Genomic DNA, 22,006 nt, shown 5'->3' with positions numbered 1-22,006 from the left:
GCTCCGCCAGTGCTTCGGTCGGCGCCTCGCGGGGTGACTTCGCGGCGTCCGGATGATCAGCGGGCACACCTGTGACATCGCACCGAGCCGTCGGTGGACACCGGCGTCCCCGCGCTACCACCATGGCCCCGTGACACACCCTCCCGAATACTTCGAGTTCCCCAGCAGCCCGGAGCACCGCCCGCTGCCCGCTTGGCGGCGGGTGACGCGGGGCGAGAATCGATGGGCCTCGACCGCCGCCGTGCTGACCGCCGTCGCGCTGCAGTGGACGCTTCCGGAACGCCTGACGATCAAGCCTGAGTGGCTGCTGCCCGGACTTGAGCTCGTGCTGGTGATAGCGCTTATCGCGGGCAACCCGCGCCGGATCGAGCGGTCCTCACGGATCTATCGGATCGCCGGGCTGGTCCTGACGGCCGTCATCAGCGCGGCCAACGGCTGGTCCGCGGTCTGGCTGGTGATCGGCCTGGTACGGGGAACGGAGGGTGCTGACGCACCGTCGCTGCTCGTGACCGGCGGCGGTATCTGGCTGACGAATGTGATCGCCTTCGCCCTCTGGTACTGGGAGGGGGACCGGGGCGGCCCGGCCGCCCGCGTACTCGCCACGCACACGTACCCGGACTTTCTCTTCCCGCAGATGGAGAACCCCGAACTCGCCCCGCCGCAATGGGAACCGGCCTTCCCGGACTATTTCTATCTCTCGTTCACCAACGCCACCGCGTTCAGTCCCACCGATGTGATGCCGGCGACGCGGTGGGCGAAGATGCTGATGATGCTGCAGTCAGCCGTCTCGTTGCTGACCGTCGTGCTCGTCGTGGCGCGCGCCGTCAACATCCTCAAGTAGCCGTCGGCGATCACTGATCGTCGGGCAGGTTGTCATCATGGGCGTCGAAAGACCCCTTAGGGTGCACCGGCGGGGACATGGCCTCTGGCTCGGCATGTCCATGCGCGAACACCGGCCGGAACCGCAGAGCGACAGCACGGCAGGGGAGCACGCGATGAGCGGCAGGCACGACGCGGTGGCCGGCGAAGGCTGGGTCTGGTTCGTCACTGGGACCAGTTCTGGCTTCAGACGAGAGCTCATCCGGGCAGTGGTCGCTCATGGTGACCGGGTGGTGGCCACGCCCGGGATGTCGTGAACATCGATGTTCTGGACGGACTCGCGCCGGACCGGGTCCGAGCGCTCTCGCGAACGACGCGGTTGCGGACTGCTCGGCGCGCTCGAAGAGCTGAGCGCCGAACTGCTGCACGGAAACCTTGAGGTGAAGCGTCTCCGGCGCGAAGGCGGTCATCCGCCCTGCGCTGGGTCACCGCCCCGGGACGGGTAGACCCGCATCACGGAGTGGGCGCCGGCCGATGCCGCCCGCCGTAGGTGGTGGCCGATCTGAGCGGCGATGATCCGCCCGGCGAGCGACCCCCGAGGACCGGATCAGCCTGTATCAAGGGCTGATCCGGTTCCACATCGCAACACTGATCACCGACCGACCGACACCGACGGGTTGGGCAGGCAGATGGAACCGATCAGCCGGCCGACTCGCCCGATCGACGCACTAGCTGCCGCGCTGGATCTCGAAGTGGTCGATGCGCGCGCCTGTCTCGGCGAGGGCGCTGACCTTCAGCTTCGGGTGGTGGCCGGTCTCGACCTCCACCGCGAGGAACGAGTAGTTGGTGTAACGCACCCGGGACCACTCGACGGTTTCGGTCGCCTTCGTGCCGCCCTTGACCCAGCGGTAGGTGTCTACGCTGTCGCGGTCCTCGACGTGGCCCTCGTACGAGTCCGGCACCGGGAAGCTGTACAGCGAACGGCCCGCCGCGCCGGCCGTGACGTACACGATGCCGTCCTGCGTCGGGTCGGTGCGCTCGCCGATCGGCACCTTGCGGGCGACTTTGTTGCCCTTGATGGCGTCGGTGCGCTCGTACACGTGGTTGTGGCCGTTGATGACCAGGTCCACCTGGTGCTTCTCGAACAGCGGCACCCACAGGTCGCGCACCCCGCCCTCCGAGGCGTGTGAGCTGGTGGTCGAGAACGCGCAGTGGTGGAAGAACACGACGATGAAGTCGACATCGCGGTTGTGGCGCAGCTCGCCGAGGCGCCGGTCGAGCCACGCGGTCTGCTTGCCCGCGCTGATGCCGAAGTTGGCCGGGATCTCGTACGAGACGTCGTTGGCGTCGAGCGCGATGACACCGACGTTGCCGTGCACGAAGGAGTAGACGCCGGGCTGGTTGACCGGGTCCGGGCCGTTGGCCGGGAGGGACCAGCGGGCGTTCTGGCCGCCGTAGCCCTGGGGCGAGTACCAGGCCTCCATGTCGTGGTTGCCGGTCGTCACCATCCACGGCACGGTCTTGGCGACCGTCTCCGTCTGCGCCAGGAACTGGTCCCAGGTGCGCGCGTCGTAGGCGTCACCCGAGGTGCCCGAGCCCGACGGGTCGGCATAGCAGATGTCGCCCGCGTGCAGGTGGAAGGCCGGGTTCTGGGCCAGCAGCACTGCGTCGTTGCCGAGTGCGTGGTAGCTGACGCCCTGGTCGCCGAAGGCGGTGAAGGTGAAGTCTTCGGCGCGCGGGGGCGCGGTGGTGAAAGTGCCGAGGGTGCCCAGGTTGCGGTGGTCCGCCGGGTCGAACCCGTCGTGGCCGACGCCGTAGTAGTACGTCTGGCCCGGACGCAGCCGGTCCAGGCCGACGTGCAGGTAGAACTGCTCTGCGGCCGCTATTTTGCCGCCGTTCAGGGCAGGGGTGGTCAGGTGCCGGACCTCGGCGTCGATCTTCCGGCTCAGCGACCAAGGGCTGGTGCCGACTCTCAGGTACGGCTGCTTGACCGCGAACGGGACCTGCCAGGAGACCCGCATCTGGGTCTTCGGGTCGGCGCCGTACTGCAGGTGGCGGCCGAACGGCGCGGCCAGTGCGCCGTCGACACCGCGGCGGGCGGTGGAGGTCAGCACCGCGGGTGCTGCGTAGGCCGGGGTGACCGCGCCGCTGCTCAGGCCGACCCCGGCGACGGCCGCCGTGACCGCGCCCGCGCGGAGCGCGGCGCGTCGGGTGAACTTCGAGCGCAGGTAGTCGTGCTGCTCGGCCATGCTCATCCGTGAGGCGAGCTTCTGGGGGATACCGAAACTGGGAAGGTCCATGGCGCGAAACATTCTCTCCTCAGACGACGCGAATCTCACTGCCAGGTGAACGTGGGAGGTACGGATCCCCATGAGACTTCCCGGGATTCTCCCGATCCGATACCCCGGGCCGGGCGATTGGGCCGGGACTCGACGTCGAACACGGGTTGCGGGACGGCGGTCCGGGTGAACGGTGAACGCGACCGGCGCCACCCCCAACTCCACCACGCATGACGCACGTTCATGGTTGCGCAAGGCTGCAAGGATCGGGATACTCGGCTCGTTGATTGGCATGGACGCGACATTGCGACTGTCGGACCCCGGCGGGCGCGTCCGGCCAGTACGTCCTCCGGGCCCGGCGACCCCCTGGCCGGGCCCATCCCCCACTGGAGGTTCGGAGTTGAAGCAGCAATGGATGTCCGGGCGGCGCGCGGCCACAGCCGCGGCGGGAGCCCTGGCGCTGACCGGTGCGATGCTGGCGACGCAGAACGCGGCCGCCGCCCCCCTACCCGTCCCGAGCGCCCTTTCCGCCGCCTCGGCGCGGCAGTTGGCGCATCGCGTGGAGAGTGATTTCGCGGACCGCACGGCAGGCTCGTACTACGAGGCCAAGACCGGGAAGCTCATCGTGAACGTGGTCGACGACGCGACCGCCGACAGCGTCCGCAGAGCGGGCGCCGAACCCCGCGTGGTCAAGCGCTCCATGGCTCAGCTGAACTCGGCGCGCAGGACACTCAAGGATCAGGCATCCATCCCCGGCACCGCCTGGTCGGTGGACCCCTTGACCAACAAGGTGGTGGTCAAGGCCGACCGGACGGTCACCGGCGACCGCCTCGCGAGGCTCACGAAGGTGGTCCGGAGCCTTGGTGACTCGGCCATGCTGAAGACCACGTCCGGTACGTTCCGGCCCCTCATCGCGGGCGGCGATGCGATCTGGGGGAGCGGCGCCCGCTGCTCGCTCGGCTTCAACGTCACCGTCGGCGGACAGCCGTACTTCCTCACGGCAGGGCACTGCGGCAACGACGTTTCCCACTGGTCCGACCAGCAAGGTGGTTCGGACCTCGCGGTTACCCAGGCATCGACCTTCCCCGGCCACGACTACGCTCTGGTGCGCTACACCGTCGACACGGACCACGCGAGCGCCGTCGACCTGTACGACGGCTCCTCCCAGCCGATCAGCGGGGCCGGCTACGCCACCGTCGGCGAGCAGGTACAGCGCAGCGGCTCCACCACCGGTGTCTACGGCGGCCAGGTCACCGGTCTCGATGCCACGGTCACCTACCAGGAGGGTCAGGTCAGCGGCTTGATCGACACCACCGTGTGTGCCGAGCCCGGCGACAGCGGCGGCTCGCTCTTCGACGGGGAGACGGCGTTGGGCCTGACCTCCGGCGGTAGCGGCGACTGCAGCTCGGGCGGCGAGACGTTCTTCCAGCCCGTGCCGGACGCACTCCAGGCGTACGGAGCACAGATCGGGTAATCGCCTGTCCCTCGCGGTGGCGCCTCGTAAACCAGTGGCCTCCGTACGGCAGGTGCCAGAGGGCTACGGACTCCGGCTCCCGCACCGCTTGTTGCGTGTGGGAGCCGGAGTCCGCGCGCGCTGATCCGCGTCTCTTCGGCTCCAGGGGGGCGGCCCCTGCGCCTGCACCCGGTGGAAGGTCAAGGGGTCCGGGTCCCGCTCTCCGGCACAGGGACGGCCGAGGCCACGTCTCCCGGAGCTGCCTGGATCGTCCGCGAGGGAGTCTGCCCGGTCGGTGCGGTCTCTGCGGACGGGGGCATTCCGTCCTCCTTCATCGCTTTGGCCTCGCTCTTGAGGATGCGCAACGACTTGCCCAGCGAGCGGGCGGTGTCGGGCAGCTTCTTCGATCCGAACAGCACGATGAGCACGATCGCCACGATCAGCAGGTGCCAGGGTTCCAGTCCATTGCGCAGCATCGCCGGCCGCCCTTTCCTTGCGTGTAGTGAGGACGCGGCACGACGGCCACCCCCACAAGAAGAATTGCTATATTGCGCAACTGTACAACTCGGGGGTGCGTTCGGTCGTCTTTCCGTGCGGAGCGCGACGCATCACATATGAGACATGAGACGCGAGACCGGACAAAGGAGGGCGCGCGGTGATACGCAGCCCCCGGATGGCACCCACCCGCGCCGACGGCGTGCAGTTCAAGACCTCCGGCAGGCGGAGAGGACGCAGCCGGGTACGGCTCTCGCTCGCTACTGCCCTGTCGCTGCTCGTACTCGTGACCGCCGGCATCGGCTGGGCCTATTTCAAGTTCAACGGCAATATCGACACGTTCGGCGCGGACGGGATCTCCGGCAACCGGCCCGCTGCCTCCCGGGATGGGCAGAACGTCCTGGTCATCGGCTCGGATGCGCGCACCGGCGGGAACAGCGACCTGGGGGGCGGCGACAAGGCCGACACGGGTCGCTCCGATACCGCCTTCCTCCTGCACGTGTACGGGGACCACAAGCACGCGGTAGCCGTGTCCATTCCCCGCGACAGCCTCGTGGACATACCGCCCTGCAGGCTGCCCGACGGCCGCTGGACGAAGCCGCAGAGCAAGGTCATGTTCAACTCGGCCTACTCGGTGGGCGACACGGCCAAAGGGAACCCCGCCTGTACCCAGAACACCGTCGAGCAGCTCACCGGCCTGCGCGTCGACCATACGATCGTCGTCGACTTCATCGGGTTTTCGAAGCTGACCGAGGTCGTGGGAGGCGTGCAGGTCTGCGTCCCGAAGGACATCTACGAGAACGACCTCAATCCCCACCTCGCCACGCGCGGCCGGCGCATCTTCGGCAAGGGTGAGCAGACCGTGTCCGGCCAGCAGGCCCTTGACTACGTGCGCATCCGGCACGGCATCGGCGACGGGTCGGATATTGGCCGCATCAAGCGCCAGCAGGCATTCGTGGCGAGTCTGCTGAAAAAGGTGAAGAGCGACGGGCTCACCCCGACCAGGCTGCTGCCGCTCGCGAACGCGGCCACGCAGTCCATGACCGTCGATCCGGGCCTGGGTTCGCCGGACAAGCTGGTCTCCTTCGCCATGTCGATGGCGGACATCGACCTTCACAACACGAAATTCCTCACGGTTCCGTGGCGCTACGAGGGCGCGCGCGTCGCGATAGTCGAACCGGACGCGGGTGCGTTGTGGGCGGCGCTGAAGGCAGACCGGACCCTCGACGGCCAGGACGCCGGCGGCAAGGGCTCCGGTGCCAAGGACGCCAAGCAGGCCCCCGGGCCATCACCGGCGCCAAGTGCGAGCGGACCGATCTCCGGCAAGGGCATCGACATCGCCGTCTACAACGGCACCACCGTCACCGGGCTGGCTGCCCGCGCGACCGAGGCATTGAAGGCCGCTGACTTCAACATCACCCGCACGGCCACAGCGCGCACCCAGGACTACCGCACGACGGTGATCGAGTACGGCCCCGGCCGGAAGGACCAAGCCGAAGCGGCGGCACGGCTCTTCGCAACGACTGACCTGCGCACCACCACCGACGCGGGCGTCAGCGTGATCCTCGGGCAGTCGTACGCGGAGAGCGCCTCGGGCCCGGCGGCCGCCGGGCCGACCGCACTGCCCTCGGCCGTCGCCGCCGAAGCCCGCTCCGGGGACGACGACCTCTGCACCGGCCTCTCGAACGGCTGAAGGCGGGGGAGCGGGGAACAGGCACTGGGGCGGACGAGACTGGGACGGGGTCAGGCCCCGACGGCTGCCGCGGCCTTGCTCCAGTTGTCGCGAAGCCGGTCGAGATAGGACTGGGCCAGGCTGCCCGGTGTCGCGCCGCGGGCGAATGCGTCCATATTGCCCGCCCCGGCGTTGTATCCGAGGGCCAGCAGTTCGTCTCTGTTGTAGGGGCCCGACCAACGGTCGGGTAGCTGGCCGGCGAGGTCGTGCAGGTGCCAGGCAGCCGCCTCGATGGCCAGATCCTGGTCATCGGGCAGTTCCTCCCACCGGCGGGCGGCGAAATCCCGTCCCTGCTTGGCCTCCTCGAAGGCGGCCCGGTGCATGTCCGCGATGCCGAAGGCGGAATCCGGCTTGTGGCGTTGCCAGGCCCGCTCCAGGTCCGGGTCGTGTGGCTTGTACGACTCGTTGTACAAGATCGCCATCACCAGTTGCGGGCTGACGCCCGCCTTGCCGGCCCACGCCCGGACCTGTGGGGCGAAACGAGCGGGATCGTAGTCCGAGCCGGGCCGCGGCCCTGACCGACTGATGCTCGCGCTCGGGGAGGGAGTGTCCGAGACCGCCGCCTGTGGCCGGTCCTCCGGACCCTCGGCAGGACCGCTACGCGCCATGGCCCAGGCGGCCACGGCCGCACCCGCCCATGTGAACCACCACCAACGTCGTCGGGCTCCAGCCATCCGTGTCGTCCTCCCGCAGGGTCTCTATTGATCCGCTTGGTGATCGTGGTACCGGTGCTTGGCCGCGGCCAGAGCGGCCGCGTAGAGCGTGAGCACGGCGGCGAGCAGTACGTAGTACGCGGGCGGAAGCCCGGACATGGCCAGGGGCGGGCCGAGCGGGGACTGGGGCAGGACGATACCGATGACACCCAGCGCGCTGGCAGCCCACAGGACCGGGCTCCGCCTTCGGGTCAGGCTCCGGCTCAGGCCCGGGCTCCGGCGGCCGGTGCGCAGCAGGAGCATCACGATGCTCTGGGTGAGGAGGTTCTCCGTGAACCACCCGGCGTGGAAAGCGGCTTGGCTGCCGCCGTCGACGTCGGGTCCGGCATGCAGGGCGAGCGCGAGGGCGCCGAAGGTGGCCAGGTCGGCGAGGGAGTTGAGCAGCCCGAAGCCCGCGATGAAGCGCAGGAATTCACGGGGGCGCAGCGCGCTCGGTCGGCGGAGTGCGGTCGGCGCCGGCCGGTCGTATGCGAAGGCGAGCTGTGCACCGTCGAAACACAGGTTCTGCACGAGTACCTGGGCCGGAAGCATGGGCAGGAACGGCATCAGGATGCCGGCCGCGAGCATCGCGATCACATTGCCGAGGTTCGAGGAAAGCGTGATGCGGAGGTAGTCGGCGATGATGCTGCTGCTGTGCCGTCCCGCGCTGATCGCGTGCCCGATGGCTGTGAGGTCCTTGTCGGCAAGGACCACGTCGGCGCTCTCCCGGGCGATGTCGACGGCGTTGCGCGGGCAGATCCCGGCATCGGCGGCGCGTAGGGCGGGAACGTCGTTGATGCCGTCGCCAAGGAAGCCGATTGTGTGCCCGCCGGCGCGTAGGGCGGTGACGATGCGGGCCTTGTGCTCGGGTGTGCAGCGCGCGAAGACGGTGGTACGGCGGGAGACCTCGGCAAGCTCCGAGTCGCCGAGGTGTTCGATCCGGTCGGCGGTGAGCACCTCGCCGGGGTGCAGGCCGAGGTCCCGGCAGGCGCGGGCAGCCGTGCCCGGGTGGTCGCCGGTGAGGATCTTGACGCTGACACCCCGGTCGGCGAGGACGGCCAGGGCCTCGGAGGCGGTCGGGGCGAGCGAGTCGCGCAGGCCGACGAAGCCGCTGAACGACAGTCCGCGTTCGTCCGCCGGGGTGTAGTCGCGACGGCGAGCGGGCCGTTCGGCGGTGGCGATCGCGAGGAGACGCAGACCGCCGTCGGCCAGGTCTGCGGCGAGGCCGAGCAGGCGAGTCCGCTCGTCGTCGTCCAGCGCGCACCGCTGGAGTACGTCCTCGGCAGCGCCCTTGACGACGAGCGTGCGGGTCCCGAGGCCGCCGGGGGAGCGTACGACGGCGGTGGCAAGACGGCGTACCGGATCGAAGGGGATCACGGCCACGCCCTCGTGGCGCAGCAGCTCGTCCTCGTCGACCGCGTCCAGGATCGCCTCGTCGAGGGAGTCCGGGGCAGGTAGATCGGACAGCTGGAGAGTCCACCACGCATGCAAGGCCGCCCAGCGCAGCACCTGGGGATCCGGGCGGCCCCGCGCGTCGATTGCGCGGTCGAGAACCGGCCGGTCCTGGGTGAGGGTGCCCGTCTTGTCCAGGCACAGCACGTCGAGGGTGCCGAGGTCGTGCAGGGCGGGAAGCCGTTTGACGATCACCCCGTGTTCGCGGGCCAGGCGGGACGCCCGGCGCGCGAGGACGGTGGTGACGACGACAGGGAGCATCTCCGGGGTGAGACCGACCGCCACGGCCACCGCGAAAGGCAGCGTCTCCAGGCCCCGGCCGCGCAAAGCGGCGTTGGCCATGAGCACCAGCGGCGGTGTCAGCAGCATGAACCGGATCAGGATCCAGGAGATACCGTGCACGGACTTGTCGAAGGCACCCGCCCCTCGCCGCCCCGGGCCGGTGTGGGCGGCGGCGAACCGCGTCCGTGCCCCGGTGGCCACGACAACCGCGGTGCCGCTTCCGGAGGCCACACTGCTGCCCTGGAAACACAGCTGCGGCTGCTCGAACACCCCGTCCGACCCGCCGTGCTCCGGAGCCGGTGCGTCGACGGGGTACTTGGCGACCGGTGCCGACTCTCCCGTCAGCGGTGCCTGGTGCACCGTCAGCCCGTTCGCGCGCAGCAGCCGCACATCGGCGGGGACCAGGTCGCCAGGGCTGAGACGGATCACGTCACCCGGCACGAGCTGGCCGACCGGGATCTCCCGGGCCCACGGTTCCCTGTCCTCGTCGGCGCGCCGCAGCACGGTAGCCGTACTGGCGACCAGTTCCCGCAGCCCGGCCATGGACCGGTCCGCCCGGTGCTCCCCGGACGCGCGCAGCACACAGCTGACCACCACCAGCGAGAGGATCACTCCTGCCGTACCCCACGCCGAGACCGCCGCGGATACGAGCCCGAGACACAGCAGCACCGCGGTGAACGGATCCCGCAGACTCTGTACGAAGCGGCGAGGCCAGGACGCCACGCGCCACATCGGGACCGTGTTCTCACCGAACCGGACCAGACGCTCCTCGGCCCGCGAGTCGACGAGCCCGCGCGGCCCGCTGTCCAGCTGCCGCAGCAACTGAAGAGACGTGAGTGCAGCCGTGGACGACGCCGTGCTGTCAGCGGGAGAGCCGCCGGGTTCCGGCCGAGCCCACGCCTGCCCTGTCGTCGAGGGACCGGTGCCGCGGGCTGCGGTTGCCTCAGGCACCGAGGTCACGCAGGCGGCGCACCGGCGACCGCCCGGTGCGCTCCGACAGCTGTCCGACCATCAGCCGGACCACGGTCACCACGTCGGAGTCGTCGACGAAGTAGACCTGCCGTCGGCCCTCCCGCCGGGACCGTACGAGGCCGGCCAGTTTCAGCTTCGTCAGATGCTGACTCACCGCCGGCAGTGCGCCCCCCACCCGCTCCGCGAGCCCGGTCACATCGCACTCGCCCTGCGCCAGGGCCCATACGATGTGCAGTCGGGCGGACGAGGCCAGCAGCCCGAACGACGCGGCCGCTTCCGCCAACACCTCGGCAGGCGGATCCTCGAAGTCGCCGACACCTGCCGCCACAACCGCTCTCCCATCCGGCCCTCGGGCCATGTCCCTGATGCCGGCCAGTCTAGGCCCGTGCCGCCGTCCGGTTCATGTCATTGAGGTGCGCCCTGACATCCCAGGGCCTCAAAGCCGGGCATATCGCCCGCCCCTCCGTACGCACGCAGATTTACTTGCTATATTGCGCAAATATGCATGTGATCCGTGATGCGAGCATGCGTGCAGGGCTGCTGATCAGAACGGGCCAGGGGGGAGAGTGAAAATGCGGAGCGGCCGCCTATCGGATGCGCGCAGTTGGGCCGGCCACCGTAGGAACGCCGAGATGCTGCTGGTCGTCTTCGCCGTCCTCGTCGCTGTCTTCGGTCACGCGTCCGTCGGCCTGGCCATGGAGGGTGCACTGCCCTCCGGGATCTGGGTCCACGGCCTCGGCCTGGGTGCGCTGGCGATCACCGCGCACGTCTTCGCGGGTTACCTGACCGCCAACCGGGATGCCCTGGCCTTGGTCGGACGCCGGTTCTGGGGCGTCAGCCTGCCCCGTGGCCGCAACGCCGGACCGGTCATCGCCGTCTGGGTGCTCAGCCTGCTGGTCCTGGTCGAACGGGACCTGGGCACCTCGCTCGTCTTCTTCGGGGTGTGCGTCCTCATGCTGTACGCCGTCACCGGCGCACCAGCTGGGTGATCTTCGGATTGGTCATGGCCGCAGCGGGTGCGTTCGTCGTCGGCTCGCTGGAACCGCACGTCCACGGCCGCGTGGTGGCCTCATTGCACCCCTTCGACATCTACCTGCCCGCCGCGCAGCGTCCCCCCGGCCTGGTGTCCGACCAAGCCGCGCAGGCCCTGTTCAGTTTCGGCAGCGGCGGGCTCATGGGTTGGACATCACCGCCTTCGGTGAGGAGTAGGACCGGCTCGATTTCGCTCCATCCGAGCCCGGTGCGACGGACGCGATGCGCGAGGACTACGCCCAGGCCCTGGACGCCTACGACAAGGCGAAGGTCCAGATGGCCGCTGCCGTCCAGGCCCCAGGACGTGCAGCCGGTGACCGCCACGGCTGACGTCCAGTGGGCCCCGCCTGGCGGGACGGTACGCCCCGTGCCCGCCTGCGCCGCCCACACGGCACGCGTGAATGCCGGCGAGGCCCCCGACACCCGCATGGTCGCCACGGATCAGGGACCGCAGCCCTACTGGAACGCGGGCCTCGCTTATGCCCCCTGGGCAGGCGGCTATTTCGGCGTCACCGGTGGCGTCCTCGGCGGCCTGCTGGTGGGCACCATGCTCGGAAGCCTGCTCAGCACGCCCGAGGCATTCGCCGCCTCCGACATCCCAGGGCCCGAACTGCCCCGCGGCGGAGAGGTCACCGGATCCGACTTCAACACGTCGGACTTCTCCGGCGGATTCGGCGGCGGCTACGGTGGCGACTCAGCAGGGGACTTCGGCGGTGGAGACTGGTAACCGTCATGCGTCCGGCCTCCGGTGGGACTACCGCGTCGGAGAACGTGTGGCGCGGGCCAACACGGGCAGTACGGCGGCCAGGGCCAGCGCGGTGGCGCCGGAGGCCAGCAGCGGTATGCGGCCGTCACCGTGCCAGGCGAGACCGGCCCAGATTCCTGCGATCAGGACGGCGGCTCCGGTGACGCCCTGGTAGAGGCCCTGCGCGGTGCCCTGCTGGTGTTCGGGAACCAGCGAGGAGATCCATGCCTTGCCGACGCCGTCGGTGCACGCGGCGAACCCTCCGTACAGTGGCAGGATCACGAACACCAGCCAGGGTGTGTGGATGAGGCCCAGGCCGAGGTACCCGGCGGCGAAGAAGACCAGGCCCGCAGCGAACACCAGCGCGCGTGGCAGGCGGTCGGAGAGGGCCCCGGCGGGGTAGCTCAGCGCGGCGTAGGTGAGGTTGTAGGCGGCGTACGCGGCGATCACCGCGGCCGTCGAGAGGCCCAGGTCATGCGCGCGCAGCAACAGCAACGCGTCGGGGAAGTCGACAAGGCCGAAGGCCGTCAGCGCCGCCAGGACGCGCCAGTATGGCCGGGGCAGGGCGCGCCACGGAATGCGGGCCGGTCTGGCCCGCGGCGTGCCTGCCGTCGGGGCGCGGGGGTCTCGCACGGCGGCGACCAGGGCCACGGAGGCGAGCGCGGGCAGGACGGCGACCCAGAACAGCGGGCGTAGGCGTTGGTCGAGCGCCTCGTACAGGGCCAGGCCGATCAGCGGGCCGACCACCGCGCCGGCGGTATCGGCGGCGCGGTGCAGGCCGAACACCTTGCCGCGCTCCGTAATGGGCACCCCGCTGATCAAGAGGGCGTCGCGGGGCGCGCCGCGCAGGCCCTTGCCGAGCCGGTCGACGCAGCGGGCGAACAGCACCAGAGGCCACACGGTGGCGACGGCGATCAGCAACTTGCCGAGCGCGGCCAAGCCGTAGCCGGCGCCGATCAGAGGCCGGCGCGAGAAGCGGTCGGCGAGGCGTCCGGCGGCGACCTTGGTGAGGGACGCCGCGCCTTCGGCCACGCCCTCGATGATGCCGACGGCGGCGGGTGGGGCGCCGAGCACTGTGGTGAGGAAGATCGGCAGGATGGGGTAGAGAAGCTCGCTGGCGGTGTCCTGCAGGAACGAGACGCCGCACAGCACCTTCACGTTGCGCGTCAGCCACGAACGTCCGGCGGGGGCCCCCGCCCCCTCCCGCTCCGGCATGGTCGGGCCAGTCACCGCTACGACACCTCCAAGACAGAGGCCCGGCACACACGTGGCGGCGGCCGGCGCGAGAACAGTCTGCCCGGCGGCCGTCGCGGCGTCCCAGCCGACGCTCTGGTGCTCCGGCTGGGCGCCTCCCTGCGAGCGGGAGACCCTGCCCGGCCGGGTGTGGCGCGTTCGGTCAGGCAGCGCAGCCCGGCGAGCTTCTCCTCGCGGCCATTGACCCACGTCGGGGTGGCAGATGAAGCCCGCCTCCAGGATGGCGTCGAGTACCGCTCGGTCGAGGCTGCCCTGCTCCCGCAGTCGGCGGTGGAGGGTGAGTTCTGCACGCGGCAGCGTGGCCGGCAGTTCGATGTGGCCCATGGGGGCTCCGACGGCCCTGCCGACGGCATCTCCCGGTTCAGCACGGTGGTCGGAAGGCGCCCGTTCCGGGCGGCGCGGTTGTCATAAGCCTGGCCGCGGTGAGGAGCGCGGCTTCGGTGCGCGGCATGGGGGTGCCGTCGGGCAACAGGGGGAGCACGGGGTCTACGACGGTTCCAGGGTCGGCGGTGGCCGCTGTCGGCTGCTTCACGGTGACACGGTCCGTCGGCCGGGGTGAGAGGGACTGCCGGTCGCGGATGAATGCGATGAAGCTCTCGTAGTCGCGTTGGTGGCGGTAGGGCTCCTGGAAGCCGGAGAGTGCCGGGTAGCCGTCGGAGGCGAGGAACGTGTAGGAGGGGGCCGCCAGCCGGTACCTCCGGGCGGGGTCGAGCCGGCGGCCGTCGATCAGGACGTCTGCGGGCGCCACTCGGTCGCCCGGGGCGCCGAGCGCGTCGAAGCTGTAGCGCACGTTGTGGGAGACGGCGAGCGGCGCGAAGCGCAGTTCTCCGGTGGGGGTGAGGGTCCACTGCTCTTCCAGGGCGTCGTGGATCTGCTGCCCGCTGACCCACGCCGCGACGACCGGGTCGCCGAACCCTACGGCCCGCCATGCCTGGCCGAAGGTCATCACACCGTCGGAGGCGGCGTCGTATACCAGATCGCCGGCGATGATCGCCACGCCGGCGCTGGGTGCGACGGCGACGACGGCGAGCTCGGCCGGAGCATTCGGGTGGATGTTGGCGTCGTTGGCGGGGTCGGTCGGCCTGCGGCCCGCCCACAGCGCCCAGTCGGCGACCAGGTCGCCCATGGTGCTCTCACCCGCCGCGTTCCGGGTGCGCAGGAAGGAGCCCGTCTGCCGCCCGATCCCGCTGCGATCGCGTTCGGATGCCTGCCCCGCCCAGAAGCGGGTGAGGTCGGTGAGCCCCCGGTGCGGGGTGATGTCGTGGCTGTTGGGGTGGTTGGTGGAGGTGGTGAGCTGGCGGATCACCTCGCCGGTGCTCGGGTCGAGCCGCAGGTTGATCTCGTTGATGACCTGTCCGTAGCACCCCGCCTCGACGAAAGGCCGCGGGACACCGTCCGGGTCGGGGACCATCATGTTGAAGCGCGTGTGCCAGTGGCCGGCGACGATCGCGTCGATGTCCGGGGAGACACGGAGCGCGAGGTCGAACGCGGGGCCGGAGGGGTCGACGCCGCTGTTGAAGTCACCGCCCGCCACGGCACCGTCGTGCACACTGAGGACGATCGCGTTGACCCCGACCTTCTTGAGCTCCGCAGCGTAGCGGTTGGCGGTGGCGATCTCGTCCAGGGTGGAGATGCCCGGCTGAAAGGACCCGGGGAACGACTCGGTGCCGAGGGCGGTGAGGTGGATGAACCCGACGGGGAGCTTCCCGCCGCCGGGGGTGCGCACCCACTCGATGTTGTACGGCGGCAGGACGTTCAGCCCCGAGGCTGTCCAGGTGGTGTTGGCGCTGTAATAGGGGAAGTCGGCGCCGTGGAAGACACGGCCCGAAGAGTCGGGGAAGGAGGTGTCCCGGCCCGCCACAGGGAACGGAACGCCTTTCTCCATGTGCAGTCGCATCATGCCGGGCGACTTGTCGAACTCGTGGTTCCCCGCTGTGGCGAAGTCCAGGCCCATGCGGTTGAGGGCCTCGATGGTCGGCTCGTCGGCGAAGGCGCAGGAATCGAACTCCCAGCCTGAGAAGAGGTCTCCGGGCGCGAAGAAGATGGAGTTCAGGCGCCCATCGCGGAGCCGCTCGAGGTGGGCGGCCATGTAGGCGACGCCACCGACCAGATAGCTCTTACCGCCGTTGCCGTGGATGACGGAGTACCCGGCGGGCGCGCCCTGGAGATACCCGTGCAGGTCCGTGATGCTGAGCAGCTGTACGTCGACGTACCCGTCAGCGGTTCCCCCATCACGCGCTGCGCCCGTAGCGTACGCGGGAACGCCCATGGCCACGGTAGTGGCGGCAGCGCCCATTGCTGTGAGGAATCCACGACGCCCCATCCCGCCCTCGTTTGCACTCCGACCCCAGGCCCGTGTCTGCGTCTCCCGTCGCTTCATCACGGGCCTACCCTCCCAGCTGCCGGGAGCCGTCCGCGATACCCCTGACGGGTGGCGCGGGTTCCGCACTGTAACGTATCGCCGCCCCACTTGGCCGGACGCCTCACAGGAGAAGCAGGCCCATATAGGAATAGGTGTCGACAACTTGGACGCCGCTCATGCCGACCTGCTCGCTCTACCTCGCCTGCAGCCTCATCTGCTGGAGGCGCCTCAAGAAACGCGATTCGTGATCGTGTGCGTCCGGCGGTTCGCCCGCACCCTGGCTGACCGAGCTTGGGCTACCGAGTCGTCGCCGATACCTGACACTGTGTGAGTTGTTAGGTAAGGCTCACCTGCTCTATGTTCTGGTCGCCCCTCCTCCCCGTCCGCAGCCACTTGGAGCGCTCCGTGTCCGGTTCGCAGATCACCCTGCTCGGCGCCATTGCCGGCTTCACCATCTTTCTCGGCCTGCCAATAGGCCGTCTGCGTAATCCCGCGCCCGGCCTGAGGGCGGCTCTGAACGCGGTCGCCATCGGCGTCCTGACTTTCCTGCTCTGGGATGTTCTCAGCGCCGCCTGGGAGCCCACCGACGCCGCCCTGAGTGACCGCGAATGGGGCACCGCCGCCTCCGGTGGTCTTGTCCTGGCCGCCGGCTTCGCGGCCGGTCTTGCCGGTCTCGTCTACTACGACCGCTGGACCGCGCGCCGTCAGAGCGCCGAGCCGGCACCCTCGTCCGAGGGGCCTGGAGCGGCCGCCACGAGCGAACTGGCCCCCAAGACCCGCTCCGAGGCCGGGAACCTCGCGCTGATGATCGCGACCGGCATCGGCCTGCACAACTTCGCCGAGGGCCTCGCCATCGGCAACTCCGCCGCCCAGGGCGAGATCTCGCTGGCCGTGCTCCTCGTCGTCGGCTTCGGCCTGCACAACGCCACCGAAGGCTTCGGAATCGTCGCCCCCCTCGCCGCGGCAGGCACCCGCCCCTCGTGGGGCACCCTTGCCGTGCTCGGCCTCATCGGCGGCGGCCCCACCTTCATCGGCACACTGGTCGGCCAGCACCTGGTCAACGACACCCTCTCCATTGCCTTCCTCGGTCTGGCCGGCGGATCCATCCTCTACGTGATCATCGAACTCCTGGCCGTCGCACGCCGCGCCGCCCTCAAGGAGCTCTCCACCTGGATGATCATGCTGGGCCTGTTCCTCGGTTTCGCCACCGACGCCGTCATCACCGCCGCCGGGATCTGATTCCCAGCCGCACCGACACCTATGATCGTGGCGGGTACGCCCGCGATGGCGTCCCCCAACGGACACTCCCAGAACCGGTCCGGACGGGGACTACGTCCGAGGGCTCTGCTTGCGCAGGCGCTCGGCGACCGTGCTGTTCTCCGTCTCCCACCAGGGGCGTACACGATCGGGGTTCGCGCTCCGCGCCTGGCCCGGCGCGGGCGCCGCGGGGATGAGCTCCGTATCCAGGCGGCGGTCCAGCGCCAGTGTCTGCGCACGCTCGAACCGGACCCACTGCACCAGGATCGCGAGGAGGAACGGCACCGAGACCAGCTCGGCGATGCTGAGCATCGCGCCACCTCCGAGCTGCTGGTCCTGGTGGATCTCCGGCGCCCACGACGGCGCATGGCTCAGATACCAGGCACCGGCGATCAAGGTGCTGTGGGTCATCACCACGATACCCGGCACGGCGTCGACGATCCCGTCGACGAAAACCAGTGCGGCCCGGACCGGATGGGTGCACCAGGCGGGCAGTGCCTGCTCGTGCGTGAGGACCGGCACGACGAACAGACTTCCCGTGAGCAGCAGTTGCAGGTACATCAGCTCGTGGAGCCAGCCGTTGGCCAATGCCGTCTCGAAGTAGGGAGTGAAGTACACCGTCAGTTCCGTTGTCAGTACCAGGGCGGTACTGACCAGGGGGAACGTGAGGACGCGCACCAGACGACCCCTCATCAGCCGCCGAACGAGGTCGGCGCCGTGCTCAGGGAGAGCCTGGACAGCGAGCCGTAGCGGATCGCCCAGTGCCAGGCCGAGCGGTGCGATCAGGTCGAGGAGTACGTTCTGGACGGCGGCCGGCCAGAACAGCGCACGATTGTACACCGCGAGCGCGGACATCGTCGCGACGGAGAGGGTGCCGAGACCGAGCAGCGCGAAGGCCGCGGTGCGGGCGGCGGACCAGGGCTCGCCCCGGCCCTTCAGCCGAAGCAGGCCCCAGCCGTACAGCGCGGCCAGCACCATGATCACGAGCAGTGCCGGCACGTCCGGCTCCCACGAGGACAGGAACCGTCCCACCGTGAGCTCAGGCAGAGTCGGCGGCGTACCTTCGGATAGCGACATCACAGCGTTCGGCTCGTCTTTCTTCCGCCCACAACGAGGGCGCTCCACAGTAGACGACTCTCTTCGGGGGCCTGCACGGGGTGGGGTGCCGCGTTCGCGACAGTCCGGTCGGCGGGGGAGCTTCGACGGGCCGGCCCGGCGCGCCGGCGGGCGGCGCAGCGGCGGAAGCGGCCGGACCCGAGTTCACCCCAGCCCGAGGTCGACGCGGGCGAGCCGTGACGGGCTGACCAGCAGCGAGCGCGAGGAGTTGGCCGCGCTGCGGCGGGAGAACCGCCGCCTGCGCGAGGACGTCGACATCCTCAAGCGGGCCACGGCTTTCTTCGTGAAGGAGACCCGGTGACGGTGCACCCGTTCATCGAGGCGGAGAAGCAGAGCAACCACAACGTCAAACGCGCCTGTGAACTGCTCAAGGTCTCCCGCACCGCCTTCTACGCCCGCCGCAACGGCACTCCCGGCCCCCGGGCGGTCCGCGACCTGGAGCTGACCGAGAAGATCACCGAAGCCCATGAGAACTCCCGCGGCACCTACGGTGCCCCGCGCGTCCACGCCGCCCTGCGACGCGAGGGCGAAAGATGCGGACGGCGCCGGGTCGCCAGGCTGATGCGGACCGCCGGACTGACACCGGCACCGCAGACGACGGCACCTGACCACCATTTCCGATCCGCAGGCCGCTGCCCGGCCTGACCTGATCGCCCGGGACTTCCGGCCCGACCCCACCGGGCTGGACGCCCGCTGGCTGCGGCGACATCATCCGCATCCCGACCCAGGAAGGATGGCTCTATCTGGCCACCGCCACCGCCATCGACATCGCCTCCCGCCGCGTCGTCGGCTGGGCTACCGCCGATCACCTGCGGACAGACCTGGTCGCCGACGCCCTCAGGGCCGCCTGCCGACAGCGCCGCCACACCCGCCCGGTGATCCTCGGATCGCGGCTGCCAGCACACCAGCCGGCAATTCACCGCCCTGGAAACCGAGTTCGGCGTTCCACTCTCGGTCGGGCGCACCGTACAGTGCTGGGACAACGGGCTCGCCGAGTCACTCTTCGCCACCATCAAGCGCGAGTTGCCCGGCACCGCAGCCTGGCCCCGGCGGGCGCCGCCGCCCGCAAATACGCGTGACGCAGCACACCAGCGTCCCGCCCTCCCGAAGGAGAGCGGGGCGCTGGTCCCTGGCCAGAGCACATCGCCGGCGAATGGCCTACTTCTTGGTGCAGACCTTGTGCGGCTTGACCCAGACCTTCGATGCCTTGCCGTTTTTGTGGACGGTCTTGTAGTAGCCCTTGACGTTGTGGCAGTTCTTCGCGGTGGTGGCGTGCTGGCTCGTGGCGGCCGCGCTGGTGCTTGTCGTCGGCGCCGCGATGGCGGTCCCCGTTGCGGCGATTGCTGCTCCACCGGCCAGTACTGCTGCGGCGGTACCGGTGGCAAGAGCGCGTGCGATTCGGCTTCCCATTACTCGCAACCTCTCTGTCATGGGTTTCCCCCTATGCCATTCTGCCGCACCTTGTCCCATATGCATCTCGATCAATAGCCAGGCTGGCTCACACCTCTGCTCCACGCCCGAGGCGCCCTACAGGGCGCTGAACCGCGCCGGGTTGGGTAGACATCTCAGGTTGTGGCTGTGACCTGGGCTCTCGTGGTTTGTGTAGTAGCTGGTCCCGTATTCGGGGCGGGACGTGGTCCATCTGATCGTGGAGTCGCGGTGGTGATAGCAGTCGACCCACTCGGCCGTGGCGAGCCGGTGCCTATTCGTGGTGCCTCGCCAACGGCGTTGACGGCGCTCACCCGTACGGTGACTGTGACCGCGGGCCGGTCACGACCTGGTTGAGGGTTCTCTATGAAACGACGCTCCGATCTCATCCGGTGCGGTCACTAGCTCGGCCGCCACTCCCGCGTAACCACCAGCTGCGGCTCCTCGGTCTGGCCCGTCTCCAGCAGCCCGTGCAGCTCCCGGAAAAGCCAAACTCCCGCGCATCACCCTCATCGGATCTACACCCGACCTCGTATGCCGCTCCAGGTCGTGACCACGAGGATTCCGCCCATCTCCAGTCCAGCCGGCACCTCGATAGCGGCACGATGACGACGCACAGGCGTACCCGATCGACTGCCTCTCCGCATATCCCGACCGGCAGGGACAGCCCTGCCGCAGCGGGCACCGCCACCGCCAAGGCGACCGGCTGGGGCTCCCTTCCCGGAGGCGGCCCATTCGGTCCCGGTTCAGCGTAGGCGTCCGAAGCGGATGACGCTGATCCGGACCTGCTGGTCACTGAACACCTCTCGCACCCCGTCCGGATGGCCCTTGGCGAACCGCTCCGCCTGGGCGAGGGCCTCGGGCTCCCGGATGACCTCGTAGCTCACGCCTCCCCTCCACCGAACACGCGGCGGTACGTCTCGTCGTGCCCGAGGGCCGGTCCTGGCGGAGAGAGGGGCCCCGTCGGATGGGGCGGGGGCGCTCCCGTCGCCACGACGGACTGGCGGCGGGAGCGACCCGGCCGGCCGGTGGATCAGCTCAGGCCGAGCCTGGACAGCGCGGTGGTCCAGTCGGTGGCGATGGCGTTCTGCGCCGGTGCGAGCTGAACCGTTCCTGCACAGACCGCCTTGTACAGCTTGTACTCCACGGTGTCCTTGTCGACCGCCGTGGAGCCGCCCGCCGAATACCGCGGCTCGGGCCACAGGTTCAGCGGGCTGCGCGGGTTCCCGCCGAGCGAGAGCGGTATCAGGTGGTCTTCTTCGTAGTCGGCGGTGTTGGTGTCGCTGTAGCCATACTGGCCGATCTGCTGGACCTTCAGCGCATTCGTGTAGCTGACGGGCGGCCGGATGGAGGAGCTGTAGCCGGAGACGCAGATCGTGCTGTGGATGGTGCTTTGCGTGACGGCGGAGTTGAGTGCGCCGGGCTGGCAGGAAGAGTCCGGCAGGGGCAGGTAGCTCTGCGAGCAGGTGGTGGTGGGGGCGGGCACGGGTGTGGCGTGGGCGGCGCCGGTGCCGACGATTATGCTACCGGGAACAAGAAACAACGAGGAGGCGCAAAGGGCGAGTTGGCGCATGCGGGGCATGGGGGACTCCTTGATCGACGTTTTCGTCTGCCGATAGGCTCTGGCATAGCCATGACAACAATCTGCGGCCGATCCGGGTAGGTGGTGAGCATGAACAGGTCATGGCTGATGCGCAATCATGGCCCGGCGTTGGGGTGACCTTGGGTGAATCGTGGCTTGCGCGGTCAGCGGTCTGCGGTCCGAGCGGTGGCCCCGCTCGACGCGGCGGGTCTGCGGCTCGGGGCCCGTGCCGATCTTCGCGGAACGGCGGTTGGAGCGCCGGGCGAATGCGGGGGCGGAGAGATTCTGCCCCTCCAGGCCTGGTGTCCGACCGGGCCGCGCAGGCCCTGTTCAGCTTCGGCGGCGGCGGTCCTCACCGGCACCGGACTCGCCAGGGGCAGCCTTGGCTGATCGGCTTCGCCGGGCGTAGTGGCAGCCCGGCAGCGATCCAGCCGACGAACATGGATGTGTCGTAGTAGCGGCGTGCTCCGGGCCTACGGCACTGGTCGTGCTGTTGCTGATCACGGCCGCCGCGTTCATCCCCGATACGGCGCACGCCGCAAGCGGTACGACCGATGTGGCCGATGCGTTGAAGAAGAGCCCGGTCTACGTCGACCATCGGGCCGAGAGCCGGCTGCCCAAGCCGGAGGCGGAGGCGCTCGCGAAGAAGATCAGAGACGCGGGCAGGCCCGTCTTCGTCGCCGTGCTGCCCCAGACCCCGTAGTTCCCCGGGGAGACGGTACTCAAGGATGTGCGAGCACCGGCATCGCCGGCGTGTACGCGATCAGTCTCGGTGATGGCTCCAACGCCGGTGCCGATCCTCAGGTGATGTCCAAGAACGCCGTCGACAACCTCAACAGCATCGAGACCGTCTATGCCGTCAAACCAGCCTCACCGTCGGGCAGGCCGATCCCGCCCAGTTCGCGACCCTGATCCGTGAGCACTGCCAGATCGATGCCCTGCGCCACGTCGGAGACATCACGTTCGTCGAAGGCGCCTCGCACTTGCGAACCGGCAACGCGTCCTGGGCATGGCCACCTGGCGCGACCTCGCCATCGGCGCCTGTGACTGGCCG

At 69.5% G+C, this 22,006-nt stretch carries 19 protein-coding genes and 3 pseudogenes; 11 read left to right on the top strand and 11 right to left on the bottom strand.

The window, feature by feature from the left end:
- Positions 1-130: 130 nt before the first annotated feature.
- Positions 131-841, top strand: coding sequence for a hypothetical protein (locus ABZ934_RS24695; protein WP_361317030.1), 711 nt, complete (start codon positions 131-133; stop codon positions 839-841).
- Between the two features lie 706 nt (positions 842-1,547).
- Here ABZ934_RS24695 and ABZ934_RS24690 read toward each other — a convergent pair.
- Positions 1,548-3,119: a metallophosphoesterase family protein gene (locus ABZ934_RS24690; protein ID WP_361317028.1), complete on the bottom strand. Its 1,572-nt coding sequence runs from the start codon at positions 3,117-3,119 to the stop codon at positions 1,548-1,550.
- A 379-nt stretch (positions 3,120-3,498) separates the two neighbouring features.
- Between ABZ934_RS24690 and ABZ934_RS24685 the strand changes: the two genes are divergently transcribed.
- Positions 3,499-4,572, top strand: a complete 1,074-nt coding sequence (locus ABZ934_RS24685; protein ID WP_361317025.1) for a S1 family peptidase — start codon at positions 3,499-3,501, stop codon at positions 4,570-4,572.
- 179 nt (positions 4,573-4,751) lie between these two features.
- Here the strand turns inward: ABZ934_RS24685 and tatA are convergent, their stop codons facing one another.
- Positions 4,752-5,027 carry a Sec-independent protein translocase subunit TatA gene (gene tatA, locus ABZ934_RS24680; RefSeq protein ID WP_361317023.1) on the bottom strand — a complete coding sequence of 92 codons (276 nt, stop codon included), beginning with the start codon at positions 5,025-5,027 and terminating at the stop codon, positions 4,752-4,754.
- A gap of 197 nt (positions 5,028-5,224) precedes the next feature.
- On the opposite strand from tatA, the gene ABZ934_RS24675 reads away from it, so the two are divergent.
- A complete protein-coding gene (locus ABZ934_RS24675) occupies positions 5,225-6,739 on the top strand; it encodes an LCP family protein (protein ID WP_361317093.1) in 1,515 nt (504 codons plus the stop codon).
- Between the two features lie 50 nt (positions 6,740-6,789).
- Here the strand turns inward: ABZ934_RS24675 and ABZ934_RS24670 are convergent, their stop codons facing one another.
- Genes ABZ934_RS24670 through ABZ934_RS24660 form a run of 3 tightly spaced genes read right to left on the bottom strand, consistent with a single transcriptional unit; the run spans position 6,790 to position 10,534 of the window.
- Positions 6,790-7,452 carry a transglycosylase SLT domain-containing protein gene (locus tag ABZ934_RS24670; protein ID WP_361317020.1) on the bottom strand — a complete coding sequence of 221 codons (663 nt, stop codon included), beginning with the start codon at positions 7,450-7,452 and terminating at the stop codon, positions 6,790-6,792.
- A gap of 24 nt (positions 7,453-7,476) precedes the next feature.
- Complete coding sequence (gene mgtA, locus ABZ934_RS24665) at positions 7,477-10,164, bottom strand: magnesium-translocating P-type ATPase (protein WP_361317017.1); 2,688 nt, start codon at positions 10,162-10,164, stop codon at positions 7,477-7,479.
- Positions 10,148-10,534, bottom strand: coding sequence for a metalloregulator ArsR/SmtB family transcription factor (locus ABZ934_RS24660; RefSeq protein ID WP_361317015.1), 387 nt, complete (start codon positions 10,532-10,534; stop codon positions 10,148-10,150). The genes mgtA and ABZ934_RS24660 overlap by 17 nt, the downstream gene beginning before the upstream one ends.
- A gap of 274 nt (positions 10,535-10,808) precedes the next feature.
- Here ABZ934_RS24660 and ABZ934_RS24655 point away from each other — a divergent pair, with 274 nt between their 5' ends.
- Together ABZ934_RS24655 and ABZ934_RS24650 are read left to right on the top strand one after the other, a co-directional pair.
- The gene (locus tag ABZ934_RS24655) at positions 10,809-11,165 is read left to right on the top strand and encodes a hypothetical protein (RefSeq protein WP_361317011.1); all 357 of its coding nucleotides are present in this window, start codon (positions 10,809-10,811) and stop codon (positions 11,163-11,165) included.
- 193 nt (positions 11,166-11,358) lie between these two features.
- Positions 11,359-11,935, top strand: a pseudogene (locus ABZ934_RS24650) (hypothetical protein); the annotation flags it as partial.
- Positions 11,936-11,962: 27 nt separating this feature from the next.
- Here the strand turns inward: ABZ934_RS24650 and ABZ934_RS24645 are convergent.
- Both ABZ934_RS24645 and ABZ934_RS24640 read right to left on the bottom strand, forming a co-directional pair.
- Complete coding sequence (locus tag ABZ934_RS24645) at positions 11,963-13,531, bottom strand: MFS transporter (protein WP_361317008.1); 1,569 nt, start codon at positions 13,529-13,531, stop codon at positions 11,963-11,965.
- A gap of 37 nt (positions 13,532-13,568) precedes the next feature.
- Positions 13,569-15,476 carry a bifunctional metallophosphatase/5'-nucleotidase gene (locus ABZ934_RS24640; protein WP_361317006.1) on the bottom strand — a complete coding sequence of 636 codons (1,908 nt, stop codon included), beginning with the start codon at positions 15,474-15,476 and terminating at the stop codon, positions 13,569-13,571.
- Between the two features lie 187 nt (positions 15,477-15,663).
- Here ABZ934_RS24640 and ABZ934_RS24635 point away from each other — a divergent pair.
- Together ABZ934_RS24635 and ABZ934_RS24630 are read left to right on the top strand one after the other, a co-directional pair.
- Positions 15,664-15,765, top strand: a pseudogene (locus ABZ934_RS24635) (VOC family protein); the annotation flags it as partial.
- A 209-nt stretch (positions 15,766-15,974) separates the two neighbouring features.
- Complete coding sequence (locus ABZ934_RS24630; protein WP_361317003.1) at positions 15,975-16,808, top strand: ZIP family metal transporter; 834 nt, start codon at positions 15,975-15,977, stop codon at positions 16,806-16,808.
- Positions 16,809-16,898: 90 nt separating this feature from the next.
- On the opposite strand, the gene ABZ934_RS24625 is transcribed toward ABZ934_RS24630, so the two are convergent.
- Positions 16,899-17,903 (bottom strand): cytochrome c oxidase assembly protein, encoded by a 1,005-nt coding sequence (locus ABZ934_RS24625; RefSeq protein ID WP_361317090.1) that lies wholly within the window; start codon positions 17,901-17,903, stop codon positions 16,899-16,901.
- 189 nt (positions 17,904-18,092) lie between these two features.
- Here ABZ934_RS24625 and ABZ934_RS24620 point away from each other — a divergent pair.
- From ABZ934_RS24620 to ABZ934_RS24610, 3 genes and pseudogenes are all read left to right on the top strand, one after another.
- Positions 18,093-18,222 (top strand): annotated as a pseudogene (locus tag ABZ934_RS24620) (IS3 family transposase); the annotation flags it as partial.
- A gap of 17 nt (positions 18,223-18,239) precedes the next feature.
- A complete protein-coding gene (locus ABZ934_RS24615; RefSeq protein WP_361317000.1) occupies positions 18,240-18,587 on the top strand; it encodes an IS3 family transposase in 348 nt (115 codons plus the stop codon).
- Between the two features lie 62 nt (positions 18,588-18,649).
- Positions 18,650-19,021, top strand: coding sequence for a DDE-type integrase/transposase/recombinase (locus ABZ934_RS24610; RefSeq protein WP_361317087.1), 372 nt, complete (start codon positions 18,650-18,652; stop codon positions 19,019-19,021).
- Between the two features lie 79 nt (positions 19,022-19,100).
- On the opposite strand, the gene ABZ934_RS24605 is transcribed toward ABZ934_RS24610, so the two are convergent.
- The 3 genes from ABZ934_RS24605 to ABZ934_RS24595 all read right to left on the bottom strand — a co-directional run bounded on the left by ABZ934_RS24605 (position 19,101) and on the right by ABZ934_RS24595 (position 20,952).
- A complete protein-coding gene (locus tag ABZ934_RS24605; RefSeq protein ID WP_361316997.1) occupies positions 19,101-19,352 on the bottom strand; it encodes a hypothetical protein in 252 nt (83 codons plus the stop codon).
- Between the two features lie 764 nt (positions 19,353-20,116).
- The gene (locus ABZ934_RS24600; RefSeq protein WP_361316995.1) at positions 20,117-20,257 is read right to left on the bottom strand and encodes a hypothetical protein; all 141 of its coding nucleotides are present in this window, start codon (positions 20,255-20,257) and stop codon (positions 20,117-20,119) included.
- Between the two features lie 146 nt (positions 20,258-20,403).
- A complete protein-coding gene (locus ABZ934_RS24595; RefSeq protein ID WP_361316993.1) occupies positions 20,404-20,952 on the bottom strand; it encodes a hypothetical protein in 549 nt (182 codons plus the stop codon).
- A 487-nt stretch (positions 20,953-21,439) separates the two neighbouring features.
- On the opposite strand from ABZ934_RS24595, the gene ABZ934_RS24590 reads away from it, so the two are divergent.
- The gene (locus ABZ934_RS24590) at positions 21,440-21,655 is read left to right on the top strand and encodes a hypothetical protein (RefSeq protein ID WP_361316991.1); all 216 of its coding nucleotides are present in this window, start codon (positions 21,440-21,442) and stop codon (positions 21,653-21,655) included.
- The last annotated feature ends 351 nt before the right edge of the window (positions 21,656-22,006 follow it).

Origin of the sequence: Streptomyces sp. NPDC046557, from assembly GCF_040645975.1 — a bacterium.
Taxonomy (GTDB): Bacteria; Actinomycetota; Actinomycetes; order Streptomycetales; family Streptomycetaceae; genus Streptomyces.
This window is presented reverse-complemented; position numbering and strand designations above follow the sequence as displayed.